At 45.3% G+C, this 24522-nt stretch carries 20 protein-coding genes and 2 pseudogenes; 18 read left to right on the top strand and 4 right to left on the bottom strand.

What is annotated here, in order from left to right; translation table 11 throughout:
* Positions 1 to 20 precede the first annotated feature (20 nt).
* The 4 genes from rhuM (at position 21) to BUB11_RS14510 (ending at position 5061) form a co-directional block, all read left to right on the top strand.
* Complete coding sequence (gene rhuM / locus BUB11_RS14525) at positions 21 to 1022, top strand: RhuM family protein (protein ID WP_200797927.1); 1002 nt, start codon at positions 21 to 23, stop codon at positions 1020 to 1022.
* Positions 1019 to 2251 carry a restriction endonuclease subunit S gene (locus BUB11_RS14520; RefSeq protein WP_073030487.1) on the top strand — a complete coding sequence of 411 codons (1233 nt, stop codon included), beginning with the start codon at positions 1019 to 1021 and terminating at the stop codon, positions 2249 to 2251. The genes rhuM and BUB11_RS14520 overlap by 4 nt, the downstream gene beginning before the upstream one ends.
* A gap of 15 nt (positions 2252 to 2266) precedes the next feature.
* On the top strand, positions 2267 to 3862 hold the full coding sequence (locus tag BUB11_RS14515; RefSeq protein WP_073030486.1) for a type I restriction-modification system subunit M: 1596 nt from the start codon (positions 2267 to 2269) through the stop codon (positions 3860 to 3862).
* Between the two features lie 209 nt (positions 3863 to 4071).
* A complete protein-coding gene (locus BUB11_RS14510) occupies positions 4072 to 5061 on the top strand; it encodes a nucleotidyltransferase family protein (protein ID WP_073030485.1) in 990 nt (329 codons plus the stop codon).
* Positions 5062 to 5146: 85 nt separating this feature from the next.
* Here BUB11_RS14510 and BUB11_RS14505 read toward each other — a convergent pair whose 3' ends face one another.
* Complete coding sequence (locus BUB11_RS14505) at positions 5147 to 5545, bottom strand: type II toxin-antitoxin system HicB family antitoxin (RefSeq protein WP_073030484.1); 399 nt, start codon at positions 5543 to 5545, stop codon at positions 5147 to 5149.
* Positions 5546 to 5621: 76 nt separating this feature from the next.
* Positions 5622 to 5771 (bottom strand): annotated as a pseudogene (locus BUB11_RS14500) (type II toxin-antitoxin system HicA family toxin); the annotation flags it as partial.
* A gap of 139 nt (positions 5772 to 5910) precedes the next feature.
* Here BUB11_RS14500 and BUB11_RS14495 point away from each other — a divergent pair.
* Together BUB11_RS14495 and BUB11_RS14490 are read left to right on the top strand one after the other, a co-directional pair.
* Positions 5911 to 6783, top strand: a complete 873-nt coding sequence (locus BUB11_RS14495) for a radical SAM protein (protein WP_073030483.1) — start codon at positions 5911 to 5913, stop codon at positions 6781 to 6783.
* 152 nt (positions 6784 to 6935) lie between these two features.
* Positions 6936 to 7481, top strand: coding sequence for a dihydrofolate reductase family protein (locus BUB11_RS14490; RefSeq protein WP_073030482.1), 546 nt, complete (start codon positions 6936 to 6938; stop codon positions 7479 to 7481).
* A gap of 264 nt (positions 7482 to 7745) precedes the next feature.
* Here BUB11_RS14490 and BUB11_RS14485 read toward each other — a convergent pair whose 3' ends face one another.
* The gene (locus tag BUB11_RS14485; protein WP_073030481.1) at positions 7746 to 8000 is read right to left on the bottom strand and encodes a helix-turn-helix domain-containing protein; all 255 of its coding nucleotides are present in this window, start codon (positions 7998 to 8000) and stop codon (positions 7746 to 7748) included.
* Positions 8001 to 8207: 207 nt separating this feature from the next.
* On the opposite strand from BUB11_RS14485, the gene BUB11_RS14480 reads away from it, so the two are divergent.
* The 7 genes and pseudogenes from BUB11_RS14480 to BUB11_RS14445 all read left to right on the top strand — a co-directional run bounded on the left by BUB11_RS14480 (position 8208) and on the right by BUB11_RS14445 (position 15203).
* Positions 8208 to 8606, top strand: a complete 399-nt coding sequence (locus tag BUB11_RS14480) for a LytR/AlgR family response regulator transcription factor (RefSeq protein WP_073030480.1) — start codon at positions 8208 to 8210, stop codon at positions 8604 to 8606.
* A 360-nt stretch (positions 8607 to 8966) separates the two neighbouring features.
* A complete protein-coding gene (locus tag BUB11_RS14470; protein WP_073030479.1) occupies positions 8967 to 11174 on the top strand; it encodes a hypothetical protein in 2208 nt (735 codons plus the stop codon).
* Between the two features lie 76 nt (positions 11175 to 11250).
* A pseudogene (locus BUB11_RS14465) lies at positions 11251 to 11343 on the top strand (NYN domain-containing protein); the annotation flags it as partial.
* 324 nt (positions 11344 to 11667) lie between these two features.
* A complete protein-coding gene (locus BUB11_RS14460) occupies positions 11668 to 12651 on the top strand; it encodes a radical SAM protein (RefSeq protein ID WP_073030478.1) in 984 nt (327 codons plus the stop codon).
* A 27-nt stretch (positions 12652 to 12678) separates the two neighbouring features.
* Entirely contained in the window at positions 12679 to 13635 is a 957-nt protein-coding gene (locus BUB11_RS14455) for an ABC transporter substrate-binding protein (RefSeq protein WP_073030477.1), read from the top strand.
* Position 13636: 1 nt separating this feature from the next.
* Positions 13637 to 14437, top strand: coding sequence for an ABC transporter permease (locus BUB11_RS14450; RefSeq protein WP_073030476.1), 801 nt, complete (start codon positions 13637 to 13639; stop codon positions 14435 to 14437).
* Positions 14430 to 15203: an ABC transporter ATP-binding protein gene (locus tag BUB11_RS14445; protein ID WP_073030475.1), complete on the top strand. Its 774-nt coding sequence runs from the start codon at positions 14430 to 14432 to the stop codon at positions 15201 to 15203. Before BUB11_RS14450 ends, BUB11_RS14445 begins: the two co-directional genes overlap by 8 nt.
* 318 nt (positions 15204 to 15521) lie before the next feature.
* Here BUB11_RS14445 and BUB11_RS14440 read toward each other — a convergent pair whose 3' ends face one another.
* The gene (locus tag BUB11_RS14440; protein ID WP_073030474.1) at positions 15522 to 15899 is read right to left on the bottom strand and encodes an FMN-binding protein; all 378 of its coding nucleotides are present in this window, start codon (positions 15897 to 15899) and stop codon (positions 15522 to 15524) included.
* Positions 15900 to 16214: 315 nt separating this feature from the next.
* Between BUB11_RS14440 and pdxR the strand changes: the two genes are divergently transcribed.
* The 5 genes from pdxR (at position 16215) to BUB11_RS14415 (ending at position 24015) form a co-directional block, all read left to right on the top strand.
* Positions 16215 to 17621, top strand: coding sequence for a MocR-like pyridoxine biosynthesis transcription factor PdxR (gene pdxR, locus BUB11_RS14435; protein WP_073030473.1), 1407 nt, complete (start codon positions 16215 to 16217; stop codon positions 17619 to 17621).
* 175 nt (positions 17622 to 17796) lie between these two features.
* Positions 17797 to 18498, top strand: coding sequence for a response regulator transcription factor (locus BUB11_RS14430; protein ID WP_084110297.1), 702 nt, complete (start codon positions 17797 to 17799; stop codon positions 18496 to 18498).
* A gap of 8 nt (positions 18499 to 18506) precedes the next feature.
* Positions 18507 to 19553 (top strand): sensor histidine kinase, encoded by a 1047-nt coding sequence (locus BUB11_RS14425; protein ID WP_073030471.1) that lies wholly within the window; start codon positions 18507 to 18509, stop codon positions 19551 to 19553.
* A gap of 120 nt (positions 19554 to 19673) precedes the next feature.
* Positions 19674 to 22781 (top strand): efflux RND transporter permease subunit, encoded by a 3108-nt coding sequence (locus BUB11_RS14420; RefSeq protein ID WP_073030470.1) that lies wholly within the window; start codon positions 19674 to 19676, stop codon positions 22779 to 22781.
* Entirely contained in the window at positions 22768 to 24015 is a 1248-nt protein-coding gene (locus BUB11_RS14415) for an efflux RND transporter periplasmic adaptor subunit (RefSeq protein ID WP_073030469.1), read from the top strand. Before BUB11_RS14420 ends, BUB11_RS14415 begins: the two co-directional genes overlap by 14 nt.
* The last annotated feature ends 507 nt before the right edge of the window (positions 24016 to 24522 follow it).

The following is a 24522-nucleotide window of genomic DNA, read 5'->3' as shown; positions in this document are numbered from 1 at the left end:
GAATTGCAGGGGAGGATATAATGAACGAGATACAGTTTTTAATGTATGACGCCGATGAAAAAGTGGAAGTTCTTGTTCAAGATGAAACGATTTGGGCAACCCAAAAGACTATTGCAGAATTGTTCGATGTTGATAGAACATCAATTTCTCGTCATTTGAAAAATATCTTTGAGACTGGTGAGCTCGATGAAAAAATGGTTAGTGCAGAAATTGCACATACCACTCAACATGGCGCAATGGAAGGAAAAACCCAAACAAAGTCGGTAAAATATTATAACTTGGATGGGATTATCTCAATTGGCTATCGTGTGAATTCTCAAAAGGCGACGAAGTTCCGTATATGGGCAACGAATGTCTTAAAAGAATACATCCAAAAAGGCTTTAAGATTGATGTGGAACGTATGAAACAGGGCGAAAATGTTTTTGGCAAGGATTACTTCCGTGAGTTGCTTGAAACCGTTCGTTCAATTCGAGCAAGTGAACGACGGATATGGCAACAGATCACAGATGTCTTTGCGGAAATTTCATTCGATTATGATAAGAACTCAGATATTACCAAGAAGTTTTATGCAACAGTACAGAACAAGTTTCATTATGCGATTACAGGGAAAACTGCTACTGAAATTGTTTATGACAGCGCCGATAAAGACAAAGAGCATATGGGGCTTACTTCATGGAAGAACTCACCTGACGGACGAATCTTGCAGTCAGATGTAGTCGTTGCAAAGAATTATCTCTCCCAAAAGGAAATTCGCAGCCTGGAGCGTAATGTATCAGCTTACTTTGACTATGTAGAGCGTCTGCTTGAAGATGAAACCTTATTGGGAATGCAGGACTTTGCGACAAGTATTGATGAATACTTGAAATTCAATCGCTATGAAATCTTGGAGGGGCATGGGCGTATTTCCCAGAGTACAGCTGCGAAAAAGGCGATTGGCGAATATAAAGAATTCAATAAGCATCAAAAAATAGTTTCTGATTTCGATAGGGAAGTTAAGAAACTACAGGGAGAGCAGAAATGAGCGAAAACAAAGAAAATGTACCTAAGATAAGGTTTCCGGGGTTTACTGATGCTTGGGAGCAGCGTGTATTAGGTAAAATGGGCGATACATTCACTGGACTGTCAGGCAAAGCTAAGGAAGATTTTGGACATGGTGATGCTAAATTTGTCACTTATGTTAATGTCTTTAGTAATGCAATCTCTAACCCTAATGGTGTGGAAAGTGTTGAGATTGATGATAAACAAAAACAAGTTAAGTATGGTGATGTGTTCTTTACAACGTCATCTGAAACACCTGAAGAAGTTGGAATGTCGTCTGTATGGCTTGAAAATACTAAGAATGTGTACCTAAATAGTTTTTGTTTTGGTTACAGACCAACAGTAGAATTTGATCCATATTATTTAGCATTCATGTTACGCTCATCATTAATTCGGGAGAAATTTATGTTCTTGGCCCAAGGTGTTTCGCGATACAACATATCTAAGAACAAAGTGATGGAGATGAAAGTTCCAGTTCCCGAACTTAATGAACAACGTAAAGTGGGTGCGTTCTTCGCTTGCCTTGACCACCTCATCACCCTTCATCAGCGTAAGCTAAATAACCTAAAAAATTTGAAGGCTGGGCTGCTTCAAAAAATGTTTCCGAAAGATGGCGAGGATTTTCCGGAAGTTCGTTTCCCAGGATTCACTGACGCTTGGAAACAACGGAGGCTGGGGGAAATATACACAGAGAGGAAAGAACGAGGATACGATTCGTTACAGATCCTTTCCGTTTCCATCCATCATGGTGTTTCAGACGAAGAATTAGATAGTGATACTTTAGGGAAGAAAGTGCGCAGAAGCGCAGATAAGTCACTATATAAACATGTTCATTTCGGCGATCTCGTTCTTAACATGATGCGTGCGTGGCAAGGGGCAATTGGAGTTGTAAAGTCAGAAGGAATGGTAAGTCCTGCATATATTACTGCCATTCCCAGTGCAGAGCTTTACCCTCTGTTTATGGATTATTGTTTACGCCGGGATGAAGCGATTATTCAGATGGACAATCTCTCTTATGGAGTCACCGACTTCAGAAAAAGACTATATTGGGACTCGTTTATTAACGTTTTGTGTCGCATACCTTCTGTGCCAGAGCAGGAGAGAATTACAGCCTTTTTCGCTAACCTCGATCACCTCATCACCCTTCACCAGCGTAAGCTGAAACACCTGCAAGAACAGAAGAAAGCATTACTGCAACAAATGTTTGTCTAGGAGGAAAATAACAACATGAGTAACTTACAAACCATTACAGCAAAGCTGTGGGCCATGGCCAATGAGCTTCGTGGAAGCATGGACGCCTCAGAATACAAGAACTACATTTTAGCCTTTATGTTTTATCGGTATCTGTCCGAACATCAAGAACAGTATTTAGTTGAAAATAATGTTCTTGATGTTGCCGATGGCGAATCCATCAATAAAGCCTATTTAGAACAAGCCAACGGTGACGATTTGAATGACTACTTAGAAGATATTTCTTCAAGTTTAGGCTATGCCATTGCACCCCTTGATACTTGGGAATCTTTAGTTCAGAAAATTGATAACAGCATGGTGATTCCAAGTGATTATCAAACTATTTTTGATAACTTCAATAAGAACGCTGAACTAAACAAAGAAGCCGTGAAAGACTTTCGGGGTGTGTTTAATGACATTAACCTTGGAGACTCACGCCTTGGTTCCTCGACCAATGAACGGGCGAAATCACTGAACCGCATTGTCAAGCTGGTTAATGGTATTGATTACAAAGGGGAAGATGGCAAAGATATTCTTGGTGTAATCTATGAATATCTAATCGGTCAGTTTGCCGCCAGTGCAGGCAAAAAAGGCGGGGAGTTCTACACACCTCATGAAGTTTCTAAGATCTTGGCTAAAGTCGTAACGGATGGGGTAGAAGAATCAGATCATACGTTTTCTGTGTATGACCCGACTTGTGGATCTGGGTCATTGCTGTTAACCGTTAAAAGTGAGTTGCCTGGCGGCGATAAACCGGGGGCGATTAAATTCTTTGGTCAGGAAAAGAATACGACAACCTACAACTTAGCTCGTATGAACCTGATGATGCATGGTGTTTCATTTAACAACATGACTCTGTCTAATGCTGACACCCTTGAAAGGGATTGGCCCGACGGGCCGGACGCCAAAGGAATTGACCACCCGCGCTCTTTTGATGCCGTGGTCGCCAATCCCCCTTATTCTGCTCACTGGGACAATAGCGAAACGAAACTAAAAGATCCGCGTTTTCGAGACTATGGTAAACTTGCTCCGAAAACTAAGGCAGATTATGCATTCATTTTACACAGTTTGTATCACCTGAATGATAGGGGAACAATGGCCATTGTACTGCCCCACGGTGTCTTGTTCCGAGGTGCGGCAGAAGGCGCGATTCGTCAAACCATCATTGAGAAAAACTACCTTGATACAGTGATAGGGTTACCTGCCAACTTGTTTTACGGTGTAGGAATTCCAACGACGATTTTAGTATTCAAAAAAAATCGTAAAACAAAGGATATCTTCTTTATCGATGCAAGCAACGAATTTGAAAAAGGTAAGAATCAAAATAGACTTACTGATAAAAACATCAATAAGATTATTGAAACTTACAAAAATCGTGTGGATGTTGATAAATACGCTCACGTGGCATCACCTGAAGAAAGCAAAGAAAACGAGTTTAACTTAAATATTTCTCGCTATGTAGATACGTCTGAAGAAGAACAAGCCATTGATCTTGATGAAGTGAATAAGCAATTGGAGAAAGATAAACAAGAAATCGCGGAGCTTGAAGCTAAGATCAATGAACAGTTGAAACTTTTGGGAATTAATGTGTAGGAATTGATTGGAAGGTTCAAGGATATTGTTTCTTGACTCTTTTTCATTGATAATCTCGTTTTAGTGAGAAATTCTCTTCAACCAAGGAACTGGTAGGTCCTCACACATCATTTTTGTCTTCTCAAGGCAGGCAGAGAATGAATCATTGCTATGAAAACTCGGATTGATATCGTTTTGGTGAAAACCTTACAGGAAAGGAAAGTGCAGCTGTGAAAAAATTAAATAATTATTTATACTCAGGCGATACCGTTCTAAAAATATTACAGAGATATGCTGAGGATTTGAAACAGTCGGCGAAAGAAACTCATAATCAGATTGATCTTTTGCACTGTAATTTTCTGCTTCAAATTGCGGAACTTTTGCAGCACAACGAATTCCTGACTTCGCAGTCTCAGCGGATTCGGGAATTCTATAAACTTATGGCAAATGAATATCCTTTTCTTGCATTTACTTTTAAGGGCCGAATTAAATCTCTGATACGCGCGGAAGCAAAATTTAATGGATACATCGTAGAATATATTTATGAGTATTATATTAAACATGGCAATTACCCGTCTCTTCCTGAACTGAAAAACTATTTAAATTGTTTTCGGGACCTGATTGCATACAGAATCGTGATTTCTCTTCCCAAATGTCATTTAAAAGAAGGTGAGATTTGCGCGGATGAAGAAAATAAATATCTATATGATGTTGCCAACAAGTTGCTTGATTTCCTTGAGGAACGCGGATTTACCGCAGAACTGTCTTCATTTATGGGTCAGAAAAAATCGCCCTTGTTAAGAGAGAGCGTAAGCCCATACTATAGAGATTACGTTGCAAATCCAGAGTCTAGTGGCTATCGTTCGCTGCATATAACATTTTATGATAACATTGCCCGTTGTTATGTGGAAGTACAACTTCGTACAAAAGAAATGGACGATTTTGCTGAAATCGGTCCTGCCAATCATTTAGGTTACGAAAAGCGACAGGAAAGTGAAAGAGTTAAACGAGATGCAATTCCAAAAGGAGAAAATATTTATTTTGATGATGCTTATGAAAGAGGTATCATGTTGCAGCAGCTTGAATTATCAAAATTGGATGTAAATATGTTTTCGGCAATGAATAATTCCCTTGTCAACGATGGTTGTGGCCTCTACCGTGGAAGACTTATTCTTCCGTACGAGCATCTTTCAAAATTCCAAAATGACCTTATTGATTGATTAATTGCTGAGCAAGTTTAAATAGATAAATCAGCGTTTTCAGGCAATAAAAAAGCAGCCGGTTAGGCTGCTGAAATTATTTTTATTACGAAATACCAAGCTGATCTTTTAGGGCGCTTTGCAGAACCTGAGAGAAGTTTACATTATTCTCCTCAGCAATAGTGTTTAACCAAGCGGGGATTGTAAGGGTTTTCTTTACAGCTTTATTTCCGTGCTTTTGTGAGTATTCGTCTAAGTCAACACCAATGAGACTAACGAAACCATTCTCATATTCGTTAGGGATTACATTTTTAATATTTGTAGCTTTAGGCAATTGCTTATTCTCCTCAACTTCGCCTAACAGCCAACCAGAAGCTGCGTCGATAGCCATATCCATAGCTTCAGGTAAAGTATCGCCTTCGGTTACGCATCCTGGTAAATCAGGAAAGACCACAGTATAACCATCTTCGCTTGGGTAAAAGCAAGCAGGATAAATAAGTCTCATTGCTTATTCCGCCTTTCGTCTAGTTAATTAATTATTTTCAGCTTCTATGCTTATCGTAAACTCTAGGCAAGGGGGCTTATTTCAGCCCCGCTTGTTTTAGGATAGAGTTTACTGTTTTGGTTTTTAAATCTTTCCCGTGAAATGGGATTGTAACTTTTCCCGGTTTTGATGGATGTTTATAATGTTTGTGAGAACCTTTGGTGTCAGTGTATTGCCATCCATCGGCCGGGTTTCTGCTTTTTTTGGATTATTGCCAACATCATGGGAGGAAATCTGGGAAAGATGTGGAAATTCATGATTGATGTTCATAGACAAGCGGATGATATTGTTTCACAAAAGAGATTCTTTGGGAAAGGGTGTTTGCTATGCGTTATGAAGGTATTGTTTACCGACCGCCCAGCGAGGCCGAAAGTTTGCTTATCCAGGCGACGATTGGTTGCCCGCATAACCGCTGCACTTTCTGCGGAATGTATAGGACTAAGAAATTCAAGATTCGTCCTGTAGCAGATATCAAAGAGGACCTGAAAAGGGCCCAAGAACTGTACGGAAATGATGTAGAGAGCATCTTTTTCCCGGATGGCAATACGATAGTTATGAAAACTGAGCAATTGGCTGAAATTCTGGAATATGCCGGCCGGTTGTTTCCCCGTCTTTCCCGGATGACAATGTATGGCTCGGCTAAGTTTCTGAAACTAAAAACTTTGGCGGAATTGCAACGGTTGCGGGCGTCTGGCCTGACTAGGATTCACTCCGGTCTAGAAAGCGGAGACGATATCGTGCTGGCGAATATTCAAAAGGGTTTTACGGCGGCAGAGATGATTGAGAATGGGCGAAAAGTGAAAGAAGCGGGTATAGAATTGAGTGAATACATTTTAATTGGGATTGGCGGAAATGAGCGTTCCCAGGAACATGCCCTGGAAAGCGCCCGGGTACTAAACGCTATCGCCCCGGATTTTACACGTTTACGCACATATAATCCAGCAGAAGGAACGCCTTTAGGCGAAGAATACCAGCAGGGTAAATTCCGGCTGCTGAGTCCCCATGCCGCAATCAGGGAGACTCGCCTGCTTGTCGAGAACTTACAGGGACCTGGTCGGCTTATGAGTGACCATATTTCCAACTTTGCCTGGATCAACGGTGAGCTGCCGGCAGATAAACCGACCATGATTGCTGAACTCGACCGGTTGCTTAATGTTTCAGAGGACAGTTTTACGCGGGCTGATCCCCGTTATTTGTAATCACGTGGTATTCATATTCATCTGTATTTGCGAACCTATTTCGTAAATAATACCTATATCGGAATTATTGTGCACTCCGGTAATCCTAAGACGTTGACGACATAGGTCCTTTCAGTTGGATAAGAGTGAATCAAGTTGGAGGTGATAATCGTATGAGGCGGGTGCGATACCAGGTCGCATGTAGTCTGGATGGCTACATCGCAGGACCAAACGATGATTTTAATTGGATAACGCCAGAGCCCTCGTTCGACTTTGAGGCGCTGTATGCGCAATTCGACACGTTGCTGATGGGGCGACGCACGTACGAGATCGTACGCGCAACGGGCGAGAGTTTTCGCCGAAAGCAAGTGATCGTCGTCTCGCGGTCGCTTCGGCCAGTGGATCATCCTGATGTCGAGATCGTGAGCGAGGGCCTTGAAGCACGAGTTCGAGAGCTTCGTGCGCAACCTGGTCGAGATATCTGGCTCTACGGCGGAGGAAATCTCTTCTCCCAACTTCTCGCCTGGAATCTGGTTGATACGGTCGAACCGGCGATCATTCCGATCCTTCTGGGCGGTGGGGTGCAGTTGCTCTCCCCGCACGGGGTACATCGGCGTTTGGCGCTCGTCCGGCACCGCGCCTATCCCAGTGGGATGCTTCTCCTCGAATATGAGGTGCAACAGGCTGCGGAAGGCACGAATGAATTTTCCGGAGGATAGTCATAATGCTAAACAAAGTCACGGGTTTAGGAGGTTTGTTTCCATGCTTTTGTGAGTATTCGTCTAAGTCAACACCAATGAGACTACGATCTATTGCTCGTCTGCATATTCTTTTGTATTGGCGGAACAAATTTGGAGCAGTCATTTACTGTCGTTCCGCGTAGGTTCCATGATCCTTCGCGGAACAACAAGTTTCGCTGGATTCAAAAAGAGCAGTTTCACCGCTACCATGGTGAAACTTGCTCTTTTTCGTTTTCAATACAATCATCTAAAGGTCAGAAGCTGGCTGGGGTCTACATCAAGGGCTTTCGCTATTCTGTATAGGGCAATCATAGATATCCCATAAGCAGAGGTGCTTTCAAGATGGCTAATCGTAGTATCACTAAGGCCTGAACTTTCAGCAAGTTCACTCTGACTTATACCTCGCTGTTTCCGAAGGAATTGAATTTTAAACCCTATATTTTTTAGAAACTGCTGTTCTTCTTTTGAGTACGATGAGTTGCTGCTTTTAGGGGGCATTTAGATTCCTCCATCACTTAGATAACAGTTCAACATAAGTTTAACTAAAATGCGATTGCAATAGAATGCAATATAAAGGTATAATGTTGTTGTTACACTGCAAACAAATTGATGATTCTTGCTTTTCGTTGGACTATAATTAAAAATCGCCGTTATCTATTTTAAGCTTCTGTACTTAATCAATTAAAATTGAGAAAGGTGATATTATTGCTGAATATTAGTATATGTGATGATGGGGCGCTTCAGCGGGAGTTAGTGGTTCTTTTAATTCATGAGTATGAAAGCAAATTTGGAGTCAAATTTAATCTTTTTCAATTTAGCAGCGGGGAGGAACTTCTGGAGAAATTCAACCAAGACAGAATTCTTTATGACCTTTATTTTCTTGATAACCGGATGAAAAAAATAACCGGTCTTGAGACCGCATCGTATATAAGGCAGCACAATAAGGACTGTTATATCGTTTTTATAACAGCCTCTGGCCCGCAAGATGATTTTAAAGTTGTGTCACCTCTTCGAGTATTAATAAAACCAGCGCAGCAAGAAGACATTACTAAAATCCTGGACAAAGTATTGGAGGGAAGGATTGCTCGCAGTCGCATGAGATAACCAAAATTCTCTGACGGATCAAGGCAGTTCAAATTGAGATACAGCAATATGAAGAAAGTTATAAGTTATGCTACGTTCGTGGGCCAGAGGGAATTATTTTGGAGTTAGCTGAGGAAATCAAATCAAATAAATAATAAGGGTGACTTTGATCTGGAGCGCTTGTCAAAGCGAACCATCCTAATCATTCGGCTCTCATCGAAACGGTGGGGGCCTTTTCTGCGGAATTTCTGAATATAGCTGAAGAGGAAAAAAAGATAATTGCGTGCCAGGCAATTATCCTCCTGGGAATTCCCCTGACAGATTGATGGAAATTGCATATGATATTCCAACATCTCAAATCAGGAGGAGTGAACTCAGGCCATGCTGTTTGAACGGGAAGACTGGAAATTATTCAGGAATATTGAAACCCTGCCCCAAAAGGCGGGGGTGCCTAAATATAAGCTGTCACTGCTGGTTTGCAAAGAACTCACGGATAATGCCCTGGATGTGTGCGGTGAGTGTGAAATCGGCTTTGAGGACGGTTTTTTTTATGTCAAAGATCAGGGACCCGGCATGGATCCCGGCTTGTTTGCCATCAACAGGCCCCTTAAATCCTCCAAATACTTGCGCCTGCCCACCCGGGGAGCGTTGGGGAACGGCCTGCGGGTGGTGGCCGGGGCGGTGGAGGCCACAGGCGGCCGGCTTTTGGTTGCCACCGGGGGGGAAAACTACCGGATCCATTGCCAAAAGGACGGTTCGGCCCTGACGGAAAGTTTAGGCCCGTACGGCGAAGGGGGGACTAAAATCAGCTTTTCCCTGGGCCAAATGGAGATCGATCCGGCTTGGGCCAAATTGGCACTGCAATATGCCCGAGGTCAAACCTACCAGGGGAAGACATCCCCTTATTGGTATACCAGCGAAAACTTCTTTGAATTGTTTCAGGCCTACAGCGGTCCGGTCCGGGAACTGATCGCCCAATTTGACGGCTGCAGTAAGAAAGCCGGGAAACTATCCCACAGGTATACCTACGGGGCAGCCGCCGCTTCCCTGACCTTCGCCGAAACGGAAGCACTGTTGGCCGAGCTCAGGACCCTGGTTACGAAAACGAACCCGGAGAGGCTGGGGCGGATCGGCGAGCTGGAGTACTGGAAAGGCTATTACAGAAGCTGCGGCACCTTTACGGTGGGATCCGTCAGAGGGGTCCATGAGGCAGAAATCCCCTTTGTGGTCGAAGCATACGCCGACTTTGCCGACGAACCCCGGATCACGGTTCTGCTCAATAAGTCCCCGGTGACGGGAGATGTTCACATCTTCCGTGATAAAAGTGAGCTGAAGATTTTCAGCTGCGGCTTCAGCCATTATTTTAAGGCCAAACCCGTCAGGCTTTTAATCAATGTCATGACACCCTATGTGCCAATTGTGACGGACGGTAAAGAACCGGACCTGGGAGTGATGGCCGAGACTATCGGTGCCAGTATTACCAAGGCGGTGAACAAAATAAAAAAGACCCTCCCCGCCGCCCAGGCGAGAATGAGGTCCCAGAAAGAAATCGTCGCCGCCTGCCTGGAGGAAGCCATTGCCAAAGCCGGCGGCAATGGGGAATACCGCTTCAGCCTGCGCCAGCTCTATTATGCCGTCCGGCCTTATGTGATCAGGGAACTGGGCAAGGAACCGGATTACTCCTATTTTTGCAAAGACCTGATCGGCGGTTATGAAGCGGAGCACGGCGACATTCCGATGATGTACAGGGATGACAGGGGAACTCTGTATCATCCCCACGAAGGCCGGGATATCCCTATCGGCACCATTGCCGTGGAGAATTACCGCAAGCCCGCCTGGACCTTCAACAAGGTTTTGTATATTGAAAAAGAAGGCTTCTTCAATGTACTTAAAGAGAAGAAGCTTCCGGAGAAATACGATATGGCACTCCTCACCAGCAAGGGCTACGCCAGCCGGGCAGTCAAGGATTTGCTGGACGCACTGGGGGAGGAAGGAGGGGAAGAAATCACTTTTTTCTGCATTCACGATGCGGATGCCTACGGCACAACCATCTACGATACCCTGCAAAATGAAACCAAAGCCAGACCGGGCCGCAAGGTGAAGATCATCAATCTCGGCCTGGAGCCGGAAGAAGCGGTGCTCATGGGGCTGGAGGTGGAAAAAGTGGAAGCATCAAGCCGCCAGAGAGGCGTGGCCGGTTATATTAGTCCTGTCTGGAAGGACTGGCTGCAAGAATATCGCGTCGAACTGAACGCCATGAGTACGCCCCAATTCATTGCCTGGCTGGAGGGGAAAATCCGCTCCTATGATCAGGGAAAGGTGATCCCGCCGGAAAAGGTCATGACGGAGTACCTGGACGGCAAGCTGCTGGCCGAACTCAAGGAGCGGATTGCAGACCGGATACTTTTAGAAAATAACCATGAGGCTCAGGCAGCGGCAGCCTTCCGGGAGGTTAAACAAAGCTTCAGTGACCGGCAAATCTGTTTAACGGAGATAGTGCCGGCAGAATTGGCCCGGCAGCCTGTGCTGCTCTGGCGGGAGGTTGTTGCGGAAGTGGGTGACGGGGTTTTGCGAAATTGCCCTTTTTGACGGGGATTAAGCTAGCTTACTGTAAGGCGGAAAAGCCCGAATTTCCAAATCTCCCTTTCCGGAGGTATTTGCAGCGGCTTCGGATTCAGCGTTAATAATCGCTGCAATGGATATTCTATCTTCAAATAATGTAGACGGTTTTTGTATTGTTTCAAGTGATAGTGATTTTCGAAATTAATCATACGGAACAAATCGTATATATTGACTATTGATATTCGTGGAGGCATATATGAATAAAAGCTGATTCTCCTGCAAGTAAGGAAAATCGGCTTTTTGCGTTTTCCGCAAGGATATTTAAGCGTTTTTTGGAACAAATTGTGACCTTGAAGTAAAATAATATTGTATCTTTCAAAAAGTGAATTTTTAGATATAATTAAATTCATCATTTGATCATTAACGAATCATTATTATATCGGATTTGGCTTCATGTATGGAGATGACCTGAGGTCATCAAGGACAGCAGTGGAACGCAGGAATCTGAAGGAGATAAAAAATGACGACAGAAGAGCTCTTACTCAATGCTGAAAAGAAGGCATTAGCGGGGGAATCCCTCCCCAGAGATACCATTATCAAGCTGCTGGAGATCGACCCGGATTCCCAAACAGCAGATGTTCTCGGCGCGGCGGCCAGGCGCGTTGCAGCGGAGGTAACCGGAAACAAGGCGCGGATCTGGGCGTCAATCGGTGTGGATTACAAGCCTTGTGCCATGAACTGCCGCTTTTGCTCCTTTGGCAAAGCCTGGGGTGCGGCACAGGATACATACACACTGACCGCGGAGGAAATCGTTTCCTATGCCGAAAAATTTGTCGGCAACGGTGCCAACTGGATTACCCTCCGGACGACGGAAGACTATGCCTTTTCCGACCTGGTCGCTCTTGCCAGGAAAATTCGGCAGGAAATCCCCGGAGGCTATCGCCTTGTCGCCAATACCGGCGAAATAAATGCTTTAAGAGCTGATGAACTGAAAAGCGCCGGGTTCAGTATTGCCTATCATGCCATTCGGCTCAGGGAGGGCATTGATACGCCGTTTTCTCCTAGCGAGCGCGGTGAAACCCTCGAAGAAATTCGCGGTTCCGCTCTGGACTTGGCATTTCTGGTTGAACCCATCGGCGTCGAGCACACAAATGAAGAAATTGCCGACACTTTCCTGCTGGCTATGAAACACGGTGCCAAGCTATCAGGCGCTATGGCCAGAGTGCCCGTCAAAGGCACCCCTCTGTATGATCAGGGGCTGCTGGCTGAGCGGCGGCTGGCGCAGATCACTGCCGTGACACGCCTCGCCTCCGGTTACAGTGCCCCGGATATCTGTGTGCATCCGCCCTCCAAGACGGCGATGGCCTGGGGGGCAAATGTGGTTGTTGTGGATGTGGGCGCTGTACCTAGGGCTATCGGTGTTTCAGCATCTGAATGGAATGGGTTCGATATACAAAGGGCCCGGGGGTGGTTTGAAGAAGCCGGATATCATCACGGTACATAACCGGAAAATAAACTTGAGGAGGAATATATGCGCACAGTTACAAAATTTGCCGGCCTGATCATGGCGGTTTTGCTGCTGGCCCTGACCGGCTGCTCGGCAGAAAAGCCGGCGGCAAGTCAAAGCTTCAAGGTCGGTACCTGGAAAACAGCTCAGACAATTCAGCCCTTTTATTACGGCGATTATCTGCCGGCGTCCCATACCGTTGAAGTACTCCCTTTTACGAATCCCGGCGATCAAAAGACGGCACTGCTGGCCGGCGACCTGGATATGTGCGGGACAACCTGGGTCACCGCAATCTCAGCCGCATCCAAAGGGGAACCCGTCAAAGTAGTCGCCAGTCTGACTAATAAATGTTCGGCTCTCGTCGTTGGTGCTGACAGCGGCATTAATAACGTGGCGGATCTGAAGGACAAAAAAATCGCTTATGTACCGGGAACTATGCATCAGATCCTGCTGCTGGAAGCTCTGAAAAGAGCCGGGCTTGATCCCGCGAAGGATGTCACCCTGGTTCAAATCGATTTCTTTGATATGGGGCAGGCTCTGGCCAACAAGCAAATTGACGCCTTCTGCAGCGGCGAACCCTATCCCTCCATTGCCGTCACAACCGGGTATGGGAAAATCCTGGAGTATCCCTATTATGACGACAGCATCGGCTATCTTAACGGGGCAATGCTGTCGACGGAAAAGGAAATTAAGGATAACCCTCAGGGTATTCAGGCTCTTGTCGACGCCCACGCCAAGGCAACAGAGTACCTCCGGCAAAATAAAGACGCCTGGCTGTCAAAGGCAGCGGAATTCGGCACCGACAAGGCGGTTCTGGAGGAAGCGTCGGGCAACATGGAGCTGGCCTGTAACATCACACCCGAAATGGTCCGGCAGGTTAAAAATCTCGCCCAGCGGATGTACGATCTGGGCATCATTAAGGAAATTCCCGATATTGAGGCCATGATCAACCTGCAGTTTGTCCAGAACGTAAAAAGTTAGCATGAAAAAGCGACTAACGTTTAAGCTCGATATTTTAGGCCTGCTGCTGCCCGCTGTCCTTCTGACGGCCTGGTGCACGGCTTCCTATCTGCTGCGGGTGCCGGGATATATTCTGCCTGGGCCCAGGCAGATTGCTTTAGGCCTCGCGGACTTTATGACCGGCAGCAGCCGGCTGTCGCCATATTCGGGGCAATTCCTGATGCACTCCGCCGCAAGCATCAGGCGCGTTATGGAGGGCTTTCTGCTTGCGCTGTGCTTCGGCCTGCCCCTGGGGATTCTCACAGGGAGTTTTTTGAAAGTCAAACGGGTCTTTGATCCTCTCGTTCATCTGATCAGGATGGTGCCGGGGATCGGCTGGCTGCCGATTGCCATGGTTTGGTTTGGCGTGGGACATTCGACAGCCGTATTTTTGATTGCCCTGGCCGCATTTTTCCCTGTCTATCTCAACACAGCCATAGGTGTCAGGCAAGTCCCGGGTAAGCTGATTCAGGCTTCCCGCGTGCTGGGGGCAAAGGGTTGGGCACTTTTTTTTTATGTCATCATACCCGCGGCGGCGGCCAGCATTTTGTCGGGAATGCGGCTGGGTCTGGGAATCTCCTGGGCCTATGTGGTGCTGGGAGAACTGACGGGCGTTTCCCAAGGGCTGGGTGCCGTCATGATGAATGCCAGGATGCTGGGAGATACGGAGATGATCATCATCTGCATGATCGTCATCGCCCTGCTGGGCTGGATTTCAGACAGACTTCTTGTCGCCGTTATCAGGAAGCTGCACCCCGGGAAAGAGGTGATCAGACATGAATGATCATTCTGACGGTTTATTGATAATCGACCATCTCCATAAGAGCTATTGCCATGATAATACGGAAACTGAAGTACTGAAGAATGTAACCTTCCGGGTAGGCCAGGGTGAAATTGTCGGCGTTGTCGGCCCCAGTGGCTGCGGGAAGTCGACGCTGCTGCATCTGGTTGCCGGTTTTGATCAAGACTATCGGGGGGATATTGCCTTCTGCGGGCAGAAAATCACCTGCCCAGCCACGGAGAGAGGCATGGTGTTCCAGAGCCCGCAACTGTTTTCCTGGCTGAAAATCAAGGACAATATTGCTTTCGGACCGAAACGGCAGCACATGGCGAAAGAAGATATCAGCGCCCAGACCCGCATCTTTCTTGAACGCGTCGGCATGCTGGATTTTCTGGATTATTACCCGGAACAGCTCTCCGGTGGTATGCAGCAGCGTGTCGCGCTGGCACGGGCTCTTATTATGAAGCCGAAGCTGCTCCTAATGGACGAGCCCTTTTCCGCACTGGATTATCAGTCTAGGCTGGAAATGCAGCGGCTGACCCTCAAGCTCTGGGAGGAGTACAAGCCTTCTATCCTTTTGGTAACCCACGACATCGAAGAGGCCCTGCTCTTGGCCGACCGAATTATTGTCCTCAGCAAGGGTCCAGGGGAAATCATACGGGAGTTATCTGTAAACTTTGACAGGCCCAGAGATTTGTCCCTGATCAAGAGCCTTTCCTTTCACCAACTAAAGTCACAAATTCTGGACCAGCTGTCAGTGTTAATGTAATTGGCCAGTAGCATTGACAATGATGAAGAGTAAAGCTTGACGGTTGTTGCTAACATCGCCTACTTTTAAATTCATAAAACCCATCTCCCAATCGACTATTTATATTGACAATCGGACAGACTTCTTAGAACTCGTTAAACGAACGAAGGCAATTATAGTGATTTGTTTGAGTATTTAGAACCAATTACTTTTAATGGAGCTATATGGATGGGTTAAAAAAACCAGCATTATCAAAAATGATATGCTGGTTTCAAGTATATTTTAATAATACTAAGGGTATCAATACAATATTGGAAACCTCAACATAGTGTAGCTAATTTAAAGCATTTGTTTCGCAGATGACACAGTTATCTCTAATACTGCTCGAACCCAAGAGAATTTTTCTTTCATACGCTCAAAGTCTTCACCTGATTTTAGAAAACGGGTAGTTCCTTTCAGGATAAAGCCTGTACCCTTAGCCTTGTAACCCTGGATTTCCTTGCTGGCAATGGAAAGAGTAACCTCGTTATGAACGCTGAGATTTTTTTCCGTTTTGTTATAGCCGTAAGCTGGAATTAATAGTTTATCCTCAGGGGTAACCACAATATAGCTATTCCAGGTATTTACTAAATGCGGACCGTCGTCACCGTTGGTCACGATAGAGATGGCTCCGTCTGTGGGATGAGAAAGTACCTCCAATAATTTTTCATTAAGCATAAGAATACATCCTTTCTGTTTGGAAGAAGTGTTAGATAACTCATACTTGGCCATTGGTTGACACTACTATTGTGTCCGCTATTACTGCAATGCACTCAATAATTTTAGGATTACATCTGCACAAAGCAATCGATGTGTTAGCCACCGGACACCCAGATTATAAGATATAATCCCCCCTAAACACAGGGGCAATTTTCAAATTATGTACAGGGGCAGTTTCCCTTGGCGCAATTTTCCTGAGCCTTGACGCTAGATATTACCCTATATATAATGGCGGTAATTAAGATCCTACATATAAAGGATTAGGTGAGAGCAATGTTTATATTGGACGGTCAGGGTCGTCAGCCGTTGCACAATAAAATTTATAACCAGATTAAAAATCAAATATTAACAGGGGAATTGCCCCCAACTACCAAGCTTCCATCTATTAAAAACTTATCCAGTGAATTATCGGTAAGCCGTAATACTGTGGAGTATGCCTATCAACAGTTATATGCAGAAGGGTATATACACAGCAAGCCAAGAAGCGGATACTTTGTTTCATCAATAGACCCTGAATTCCGCCAATCGCCTCTTCGTCAAGTATGCACGTCGCTGAAAGAAGGCTCTGAAGACGGAAAAACATTTGCCTTTGATTTTCATCCGGCTCGTCTTTCCCCAGGCAGTTTCCCTGTTAACCTGTGGCGTAAACTTTATGTTGATTGTTTAAAGGATGATCAAAATCACCTTGCTTCCGATGGTAATCAGCAAGGTGATTTTGATTTGCGCTGCGAGATTCAAAGATATCTGTCGCGCTCTCGTGGTGTTTCTTGTGATCCTGAACAAATCGTTGTTTGCTCGGGACTTCAAGATAGTCTTTCTATTTTAGCGCCCATATTGAAAGAAGATCATTCGAAATTAGCTGTAGAAGATCCTGGCTATTTCGTTCCAAAAGCTGTTTTCCGAAATCATTCGTTTTCTATCACAACCGTATCTGTAAATTCGGATGGTCTAGACTTGGAGTGTCTACAGAAGACCAAGAGTACCGTTGTATATGTCACGCCTTCCCATCAATTTCCATTAGGCTATGTTATGCCAGTGACAAAACGATTAAAATTAATTGATTGGGCAGAATCTGTCGGGGGAGTCATCATTGAAGACGACTATGATAGCGAACTGAGGTACTTCGGCAAACCAATTCCTGCGTTACAAGGATTACACCCGCAAGGGAATATAGTCTATGTAGGTACTTTTTCTAAGGTATTATCTCCTGCGCTTCGAATAAGTTATATGGTTCTGCCTCACCGATTACTAACTGTCTATCGTAGGTTATTCAGGGATTATTTTACGAATGTATCTCTATTAGAACAGAGAACACTGCAAAAGTTCATGGAACTGGGGTACTGGGAACGGCATTTGCGTAAAATGCGAACAGTTTATAAAGAAAAGCACGACGCACTCCTACAATCGATTCACCGTCATTTTGGCACTCAAGTTAAAATCATTGGTCAAGGAGCGGGGCTCCACGTTGTTATAGAGCTAGTTGATAATCCTCTTAGTGAAGAGGAGCTTATCAAGCGTGCTGCGGAGAGCGAAGTCCGGTTATTCCCACTCTCTAGAACTTTTCTTCACAAAGACGGTAATAGATCTCAAATAATGATTGGGTTTGGCGGCATGAATATTGAAGAAATTGATCGAGGAATTGAGCTATTATATCGTACTTGGATGCAGGAAGTACCTTAATAGCATGCCTGGAAAATCAAAAAAGCCATTGATTAAAATCAATAGCTAGAAGGAACGTAATTATTCGGTGCAACAAGGTGAACTCTAATCACAAATCTTTATAGTTTTTTATTTTTGCTTTATTTATGTTTGCTATGATATAAAGAAAAGCAAAGCAAAGAAGTTGGTGAAACATGTGGAGAAGACAATTTTAGTAGTCGATGACGATCCAGACATTGTCAAGCTGATCACGAAAAGTTTACGCCTTGAACAATTTGAAGTAATTTCTGCCCATTCCGGCCCGGAGGCGTTAGCGGTACTTAAAGAAAATCCGGTGGATTTTATTGTCCTGGACATTATGATGCCCCAAATGGACGGTCTGGAAGTCTGCCGAAACATCAGAAATAATTACACTATTCCCATTCTGTTTTTAAGCGCCCGGGATAGGGATATTGACAAAATTATTGGCCTGGAGATCGGTGCCGACGACTATATGACCAAACCCTTCAGTGTTCAAGAGCTTACTTCAAGGATTAAAGCTCATTTCAGAAAGTTTGACCGATTGTACAACGAATGGAAAGGACTTAAACAGGAGGCCGAGCCACAGAGATTCCCTTCTCCGTCACCCCTGATTTTAAATAAAAAGACCTTTGAGGCTTACTTAGACCAGGAGAAGATTGAGCTGTCGACCAAGGAATTTCAAATCTTGTCCTTTCTCATGCATCATCCCAATAACGTCCTGACCCGGGAGCAAATCTATGAAAATGTTTGGGCAGGGGAATACGGTGAGATAAATACTGTCACGGTGCATATCAAAAACATTCGCAAAAAACTTGGCAGCAAGTATGACTTTATTAAGACAATCTGGGGTATCGGCTATAAATATACGGAAGGGTAGGAAGGGCTATGAAGTTAAAGATCAAGCTGCCGCTGCTGTTCATGTTGGTTTTTGTGCTGATCATCTTTCCGGGGGCAGTATTTATCAGAAATTTCATGACAGAAAAGCCAAAAATCTTAAGATTACCCTTAATGCCCGTGCAATTAGAAGTGGCCTTTTATTTCCTGATTCTCACGGGTATGGTGTTTGTCATTTTAGCCGTCTATTTACATTTCAACATTACAAAACCCCTTCAGTTCCTGAATACCCGGCTGAAAAGGGTAAACATAAGTCGGCCTGTGATCTTAAGCTCGAAACGAAGGGATGAAATCGGAGAACTATACAATCACTTTAATGAAATGGAAGACAGGCTTTATCAGGCCCACAAGGAACAAATCGGGATGATTGCCGCTATGGCTCATGACTTAAAGACTCCCTTGACGACCATCAATGGCTTTGTGGAATTGTTAGCCCTGCAGAAAAATCTTTCCGAAAAGGAAACCCAGGAATATTATGAGCTGATCCTCAAGAAGACAAAGCATATTGCCGAGCTGATTAACACCTTCTCTTCCTATACTAAGGGGGAGGTGGAATTGGATGCGCTGGATGTGAAATCCGTCCCGGCCCAGAAGCTATTTGCCAGCATTGCCACTGAATATGAGACGGAATTAGCCGGTTTTGATTTTGAGCTGGCTTGGGAAAACAGCTTCAAAGCCAACCAGCACATTTTGATTGACGAACACATGATACGCCGGGTTTTCGGGAATCTTTTCAGCAATGCCGTGAGATATGTGGAGAGAAAAGACTTAAAGGTCTATATGCGGGGCTATGTCCGTGGCGAGTATGCCTTTTTCCAGGTGGAGGATAATGGTGCGGGTGTGCCGGAAAAGGAACTGCCTCTGCTGTTTCAGAAATTTTTTACCGTGGATAAATCCCGACAGAACCAAAACGGGGGGATGGGATTAGGTCTGGCCAGCTGCAAATCCATTATCGAGCATCATGGCGGTGAAATATCTGCCTTTCACTCCAATTACGGAGGATTGGGCATCCGCTTTGCCTTACCCCTTGTGAAGTGACCGGAAAAGGTCACTTCATTATTTTTTAGATTTGCTTTACAGATAATTATTTTCTCTTTAGCCGGAGTTTACCTTTGCCTTGTATAATTCCATTAAAAAGAATGGAAGAGGTACATAATCATGAGTATTACTGAGTTATCGGTAAAGAGGCCCTCGGCAGTCTTTGTCTTGCTGGCCTTATTTATTGGTATCGGTATTTTCGGCTATAAGAGTCTGGGCGCGGATTTATACCCCTCGATCAACGTACCCATCATCACTGTCACCACCGGTTATAGCGGTGCAGGTGCCGAAGAGATAGAAGAGGACGTTGTCAAGCCTATTGAAGATGCAGTTTCCGGGATCAGTGGAATTGATACCCTGAAATCAATATCTAAAGAAGGTATTGGACAAACAATTATAACCTTCACGATGGAAACGGATATGAATTCAGCCTTTTTAGACGTGCAAAAGGCAGTGGATGGAGCTTCAGGCAAACTGCCGGAGGATGTCAATTCCCCGATTCTCAGGAAGATTGACGCGGATGCCCAGTCTGTCCTGACTCTGGGCCTCACCGGCACAATCCCCTATGACCAACTCCAAAATGAAGCAGAAAAGATTAAAGAGGATTTAGCGAAGATACCCGGCATTGGCCAGGTCAGCCTTCAGGGTGCCGAGGATAAGCAGCTGGCCATTCGCTTAGACAAAACAGCTCTGGATTATTACCAAATTAATGTCAATACCTTGCTGACAAAGCTAAAGACAGAAAACAGCAATCTGCCTGCCGGCCGGATAAGTCTGGATACCAGCGACCAAGCCGTTAAGGTAGTGGGACAGTTTAAAGATATCGATGAAATTAAGAATTTGTTAATTCCCAACTCGGAAGGAGGGACAGTTCGGCTGGCAGATATTGCCCAGATCCAGCTGGAATATCCCGACCAAGAACAAATCTTAACCTTGAATGGAACCAATGCCTTGGGCATCAGCATTCAAAAGCAAAGTGATGCCAATGTTGTCGAGGCTGTGAATAATGTCAAAGCTGAATTGCTGAAGATTCAAGCACAGCTGCCAGCAGGAGTAAGTGTCACAGTAACCACGGATAGTACTACTTTCATCAACGATTCTCTGGAGGATGTTAAATCCAGCCTTATGGAAGGAGTCATTACAACAGCTCTTGTACTCTTGCTGTTTCTGCGGAGCTGGCAGTCATCCTTAGTTGTCCTGGTGGCCATTCCCACCTCCTTGGTTTCCACTTTTTTTATGATGTATGCCTTTGATTTTACCTTGAATATGATGACCCTCATGGCTTTATCCTTGAGTATCGGTATTCTGGTGGATGATTCCATAGTGGTTCTGGAGAATATTCAGAGACATTTAGGCATGGGGAAAAACCCAAAACAGGCAGCCATCCAAGGGCGCCGGGAGATAGGTATGGCAGCAATCGCCATAACTCTCTGTGATGTGGTCATCTTTATCCCCGTAGCCTTTATGTCGGGCATGGTGGGCCAGTTCTTTAAAGAATTCGGCCTCACGGTTGCCGTGGCATCCCTCTTTTCCCTTTTAGTTTCCTTTACGGTAACCCCCATGCTGGCTTCCCTATTTCTAAAAAAGAAGAATCCGGAAGAAGCCGGAGAGCTTCAGCCGGAAACCAAAAAACCCAGAAGATTTCCCCCTGTCCTGGACCGGGCAACTGAACTATATAAGAAGCTATTAATCTGGTCCCTGGATCACAGGTGGAAAGTTGTCAGCCTGTTAATTGCCGGCTGTATTCTGGCTGTCTCCTTGCTGCCTCTGGGTTTTATTAAAACTGAGTTTACCCCCCAAAGTGATCAAAGCCAGATCTCCATTGAGCTGAATCTTACTTCGGGTTCCGGTTTAAAACAAACAGAGGAAAAGGTCAGCCTGGTTGAAAATCAACTGCAGACCATGGCTGAAGTGAAGGATTATCTCACCACTGTGGGATATAACTCGGATAAATCCTCAGCCAATATTATCGTCAAGCTGGTGGACAAAAGTGAACGGCAAAAGAGCCAGACTGAAATTGCCACAGAAATGCGCCAGTGGGGGAATACGCTGGCGGGAGTTCAATTCAGCGTTTCTGAAACTCAATCTGCCGGTGGAAACGGCAAACCCGTTCAGCTAGTCATTAGTGGAGAGGACCCGGCTGTTTTAAAAGAGTTGTCCTACAAAGTAGAGGATATTGTCAAAGCCACCCCGGGGACGGCTGACGTCACTAATTCCGAGCGAACCAGTGAGAGCGAGATCCAGGTGAAGGTTGACAGGCTGGCGGCAGTTCAATACGGAGTAAATACCCCGGATATTTCTACGGTTCTCAGAACCGGACTGCAGGGATCGAAGGCCGGCATCTACCGGCAGAACGGGAATGAATATGATATTGTCCTCCGGTTTATAGATGACCAGATCCAAACTCCCGCTGACTTAGGAGCCGTCAAAGTTCAGAATTCCGCCGGAGAGCAGATTGCCCTGAATCAGGTAGCAGCCATTGAGTACGCCGAAAGTCCTTTAAAACTATCCAGAGAGGATAGAGAGAACATCGTAACCATCTCAGCAAATTTACAAAACAGTCTCCTGGGAGATGTGACAAAGCTCATTGAAAACCAACTGGATGGTTTCATTCTGCCTGATGGCTATACGATAGAATTCGGCGGCAGTCAGGAAAATATGGCCGAGAGCTTCAGCGCCCTGATTCAGGCCCTGGTTGTGGCGATTGTTCTGGTCTATGCCATTCTGATCATTTTGTATGAATCCTTCTTAACTCCCTTTATCAGAATGCTTTCCTTGCCTTGCGCAATTATCGGGGCCTTTGGCTTGCTCGCTTTATCCGGGCAATCCTTGAATATCCTGTCCATGATCGGCTTGATTTTGCTTGACGGCTTGGCATCCAAGAACGGAACCTTGTTGATTGACTATACCCAAACCTTGATGAAACAAGGAATGCCCCTGCGAGAAGCCCTGATCGAATCGGGAACCACTCGCTTAAGACCCATCCTGATGACTTCTGCAACCATGATTGTCGGTATGCTGCCCTCGGCGCTATCCAGCGGGGCTGGGAGTGAAATGAGAAGCGGGATGGCCATCATAATTATCGGAGGCATGATTACATCGACAGTTTTATCCCCCATTGTTCTGCCGGTAGTTTATACCTTGATGGATGATGCCCGCCAGTATCTGGCGAAACGAAAGAAGCCAATTCTAATTATCAGGGAGGTAGAAGATTATGAAGCATATTAAAGGGCTAGGCCTGGGCTTAGGGGTAGTGATTTCCGGAATAATCTTGGTTGCCTTAATATCCGGATTCGGAAATAAAGAAGCAGAAGTTGTGCCATCAATAAAAAATGTCACAACAGTGACAGCAAGTGCAGCCACCCTGACAACGGAAGTGGAATATGCCAGTATTCTGAAGCCGGTTCAAGAAGTGACCGTTTCCTCTAAAATAGCGGGCAGGGTAGCGACGGTTCAGGTTGAGGCCGGTGATAGAGTGGAAAAAGGTCAGGTGCTGTTTACCTTAGACTCAGGGGACTTACAAGCTCAGCTTCAGCAGCAGCAAGCCAATTTGGAAGTAAGCGAGGCCAATCTGGCCAAGACCGCAGGCTCCGCTTATGATCAGCAAGTCCTGCAAGCCGAGCAAACCGTGGAAAATAAACAAATCACTTATGAGGACGCCAAGAAAAAATATGATCTGAATCAACAATTGTATGCCAGCGGAGTCATCGCCAAACTGACTCTGGATGATTTCCAAAAACAATACGCCAGTGCAGAGGTTGATTTGAGAACGGCCCAGGATAATCTCAAACTCCTCAAAGAAAAATCCGGGCCGGATTCAGTCAGCGTGGCTTCAGCCCAAGTAAATCAAGCTGCCGCCGGAGTAAATTATGCTTCTGAGCAGCTGAAAAATACGGTTATTACCGCACCCATTTCAGGAACAGTCTCCGGGCGGAATGTGGATGAAGGGGAGATCATCTCCGGCTCCACCGCTGCTTTAACAATCATTGATACAGATACCATGATGGCCGAAATCAGTGTGCCGGATAAAGTGGTGGCTAAGATTGAAAAAGGAGAAATTATTTCTCTGAAAATGAATGCTCTGGAAAACAAGCTAGTAGAGGGGGTGGTTGACTATATAAGCCCTAATGCGGACAGCAAGTCCAAGGCTTATACGATCAAGATTCTGCTCAATACTACGGATGATTTGAAATCAGGTATGTTCGCCAAAGTTGTCTTACCTGAAGCCGTAAAAGAAAATGTTCTGACCGTTCCTAATGAGGCCATCAAAACTGAAAACAGTGGGTCAGTTGTATATCTGGTTGCAGAGGGTAGTGTAAAAAAAGTCCAAGTGACCACAGGGTTAGCCAATGACAGGTTTACGGAGATTATCGATGGCTTGAAAGTCGGTGATGAGGTCATCACTGAAGGACAGATTTTTCTCAATGAAGGCGAGAAGGTTAATGTGGTGAGTGGTCAGTAGGGGTTAAGCGGCGGTTATTGGAGTGGTATCCGTGTTCATGCCCATCGCTTGGTGGTTAAACTGGACACTATGGCACTTGACGGTGTCAATATCGGGAAAGGTGCTCCGAGGGTCGGCGGCAATGGCCCTGGGCCAGATTTTTTCACGAGCAGGCGCAAAGATAAGAATGTAGCATATTTGTTTATCCAAGTGAGAGTAGAAGACTCCCACCTCCTCAGGTGGTGAGATAATTGCCGTCCCCAGAATACTCCATGATCACCCGTTCTCGGCTCGTTCTTCGTATGGTAAAATAAGGTGGGGTGTGTTAGAGCGGGTGTTCAAAATAATTCGGGTTTAAAAACAATATCCCATTACAATTGCACATCGCCCCAAGTTTGGAATGATTGTCTGTGCTTAGCAAAGTGCAATTTCAACAAACCGGTTACATGATTAACTGGGTGAGGTTGCACTTCGCTACCAATGGTCAATACCCAATCCACAGTCAGTCCCATTCAGGCGATTTTCGAT

The sequence above is a fragment of the Desulfosporosinus lacus DSM 15449 genome, from assembly GCF_900129935.1.
Classification (GTDB): Bacteria; Bacillota; Desulfitobacteriia; order Desulfitobacteriales; family Desulfitobacteriaceae; genus Desulfosporosinus; species Desulfosporosinus lacus.
The sequence above is the reverse complement of the archived record's forward strand: the minus strand, read 5'-3'. Positions and strand labels throughout refer to the sequence as shown.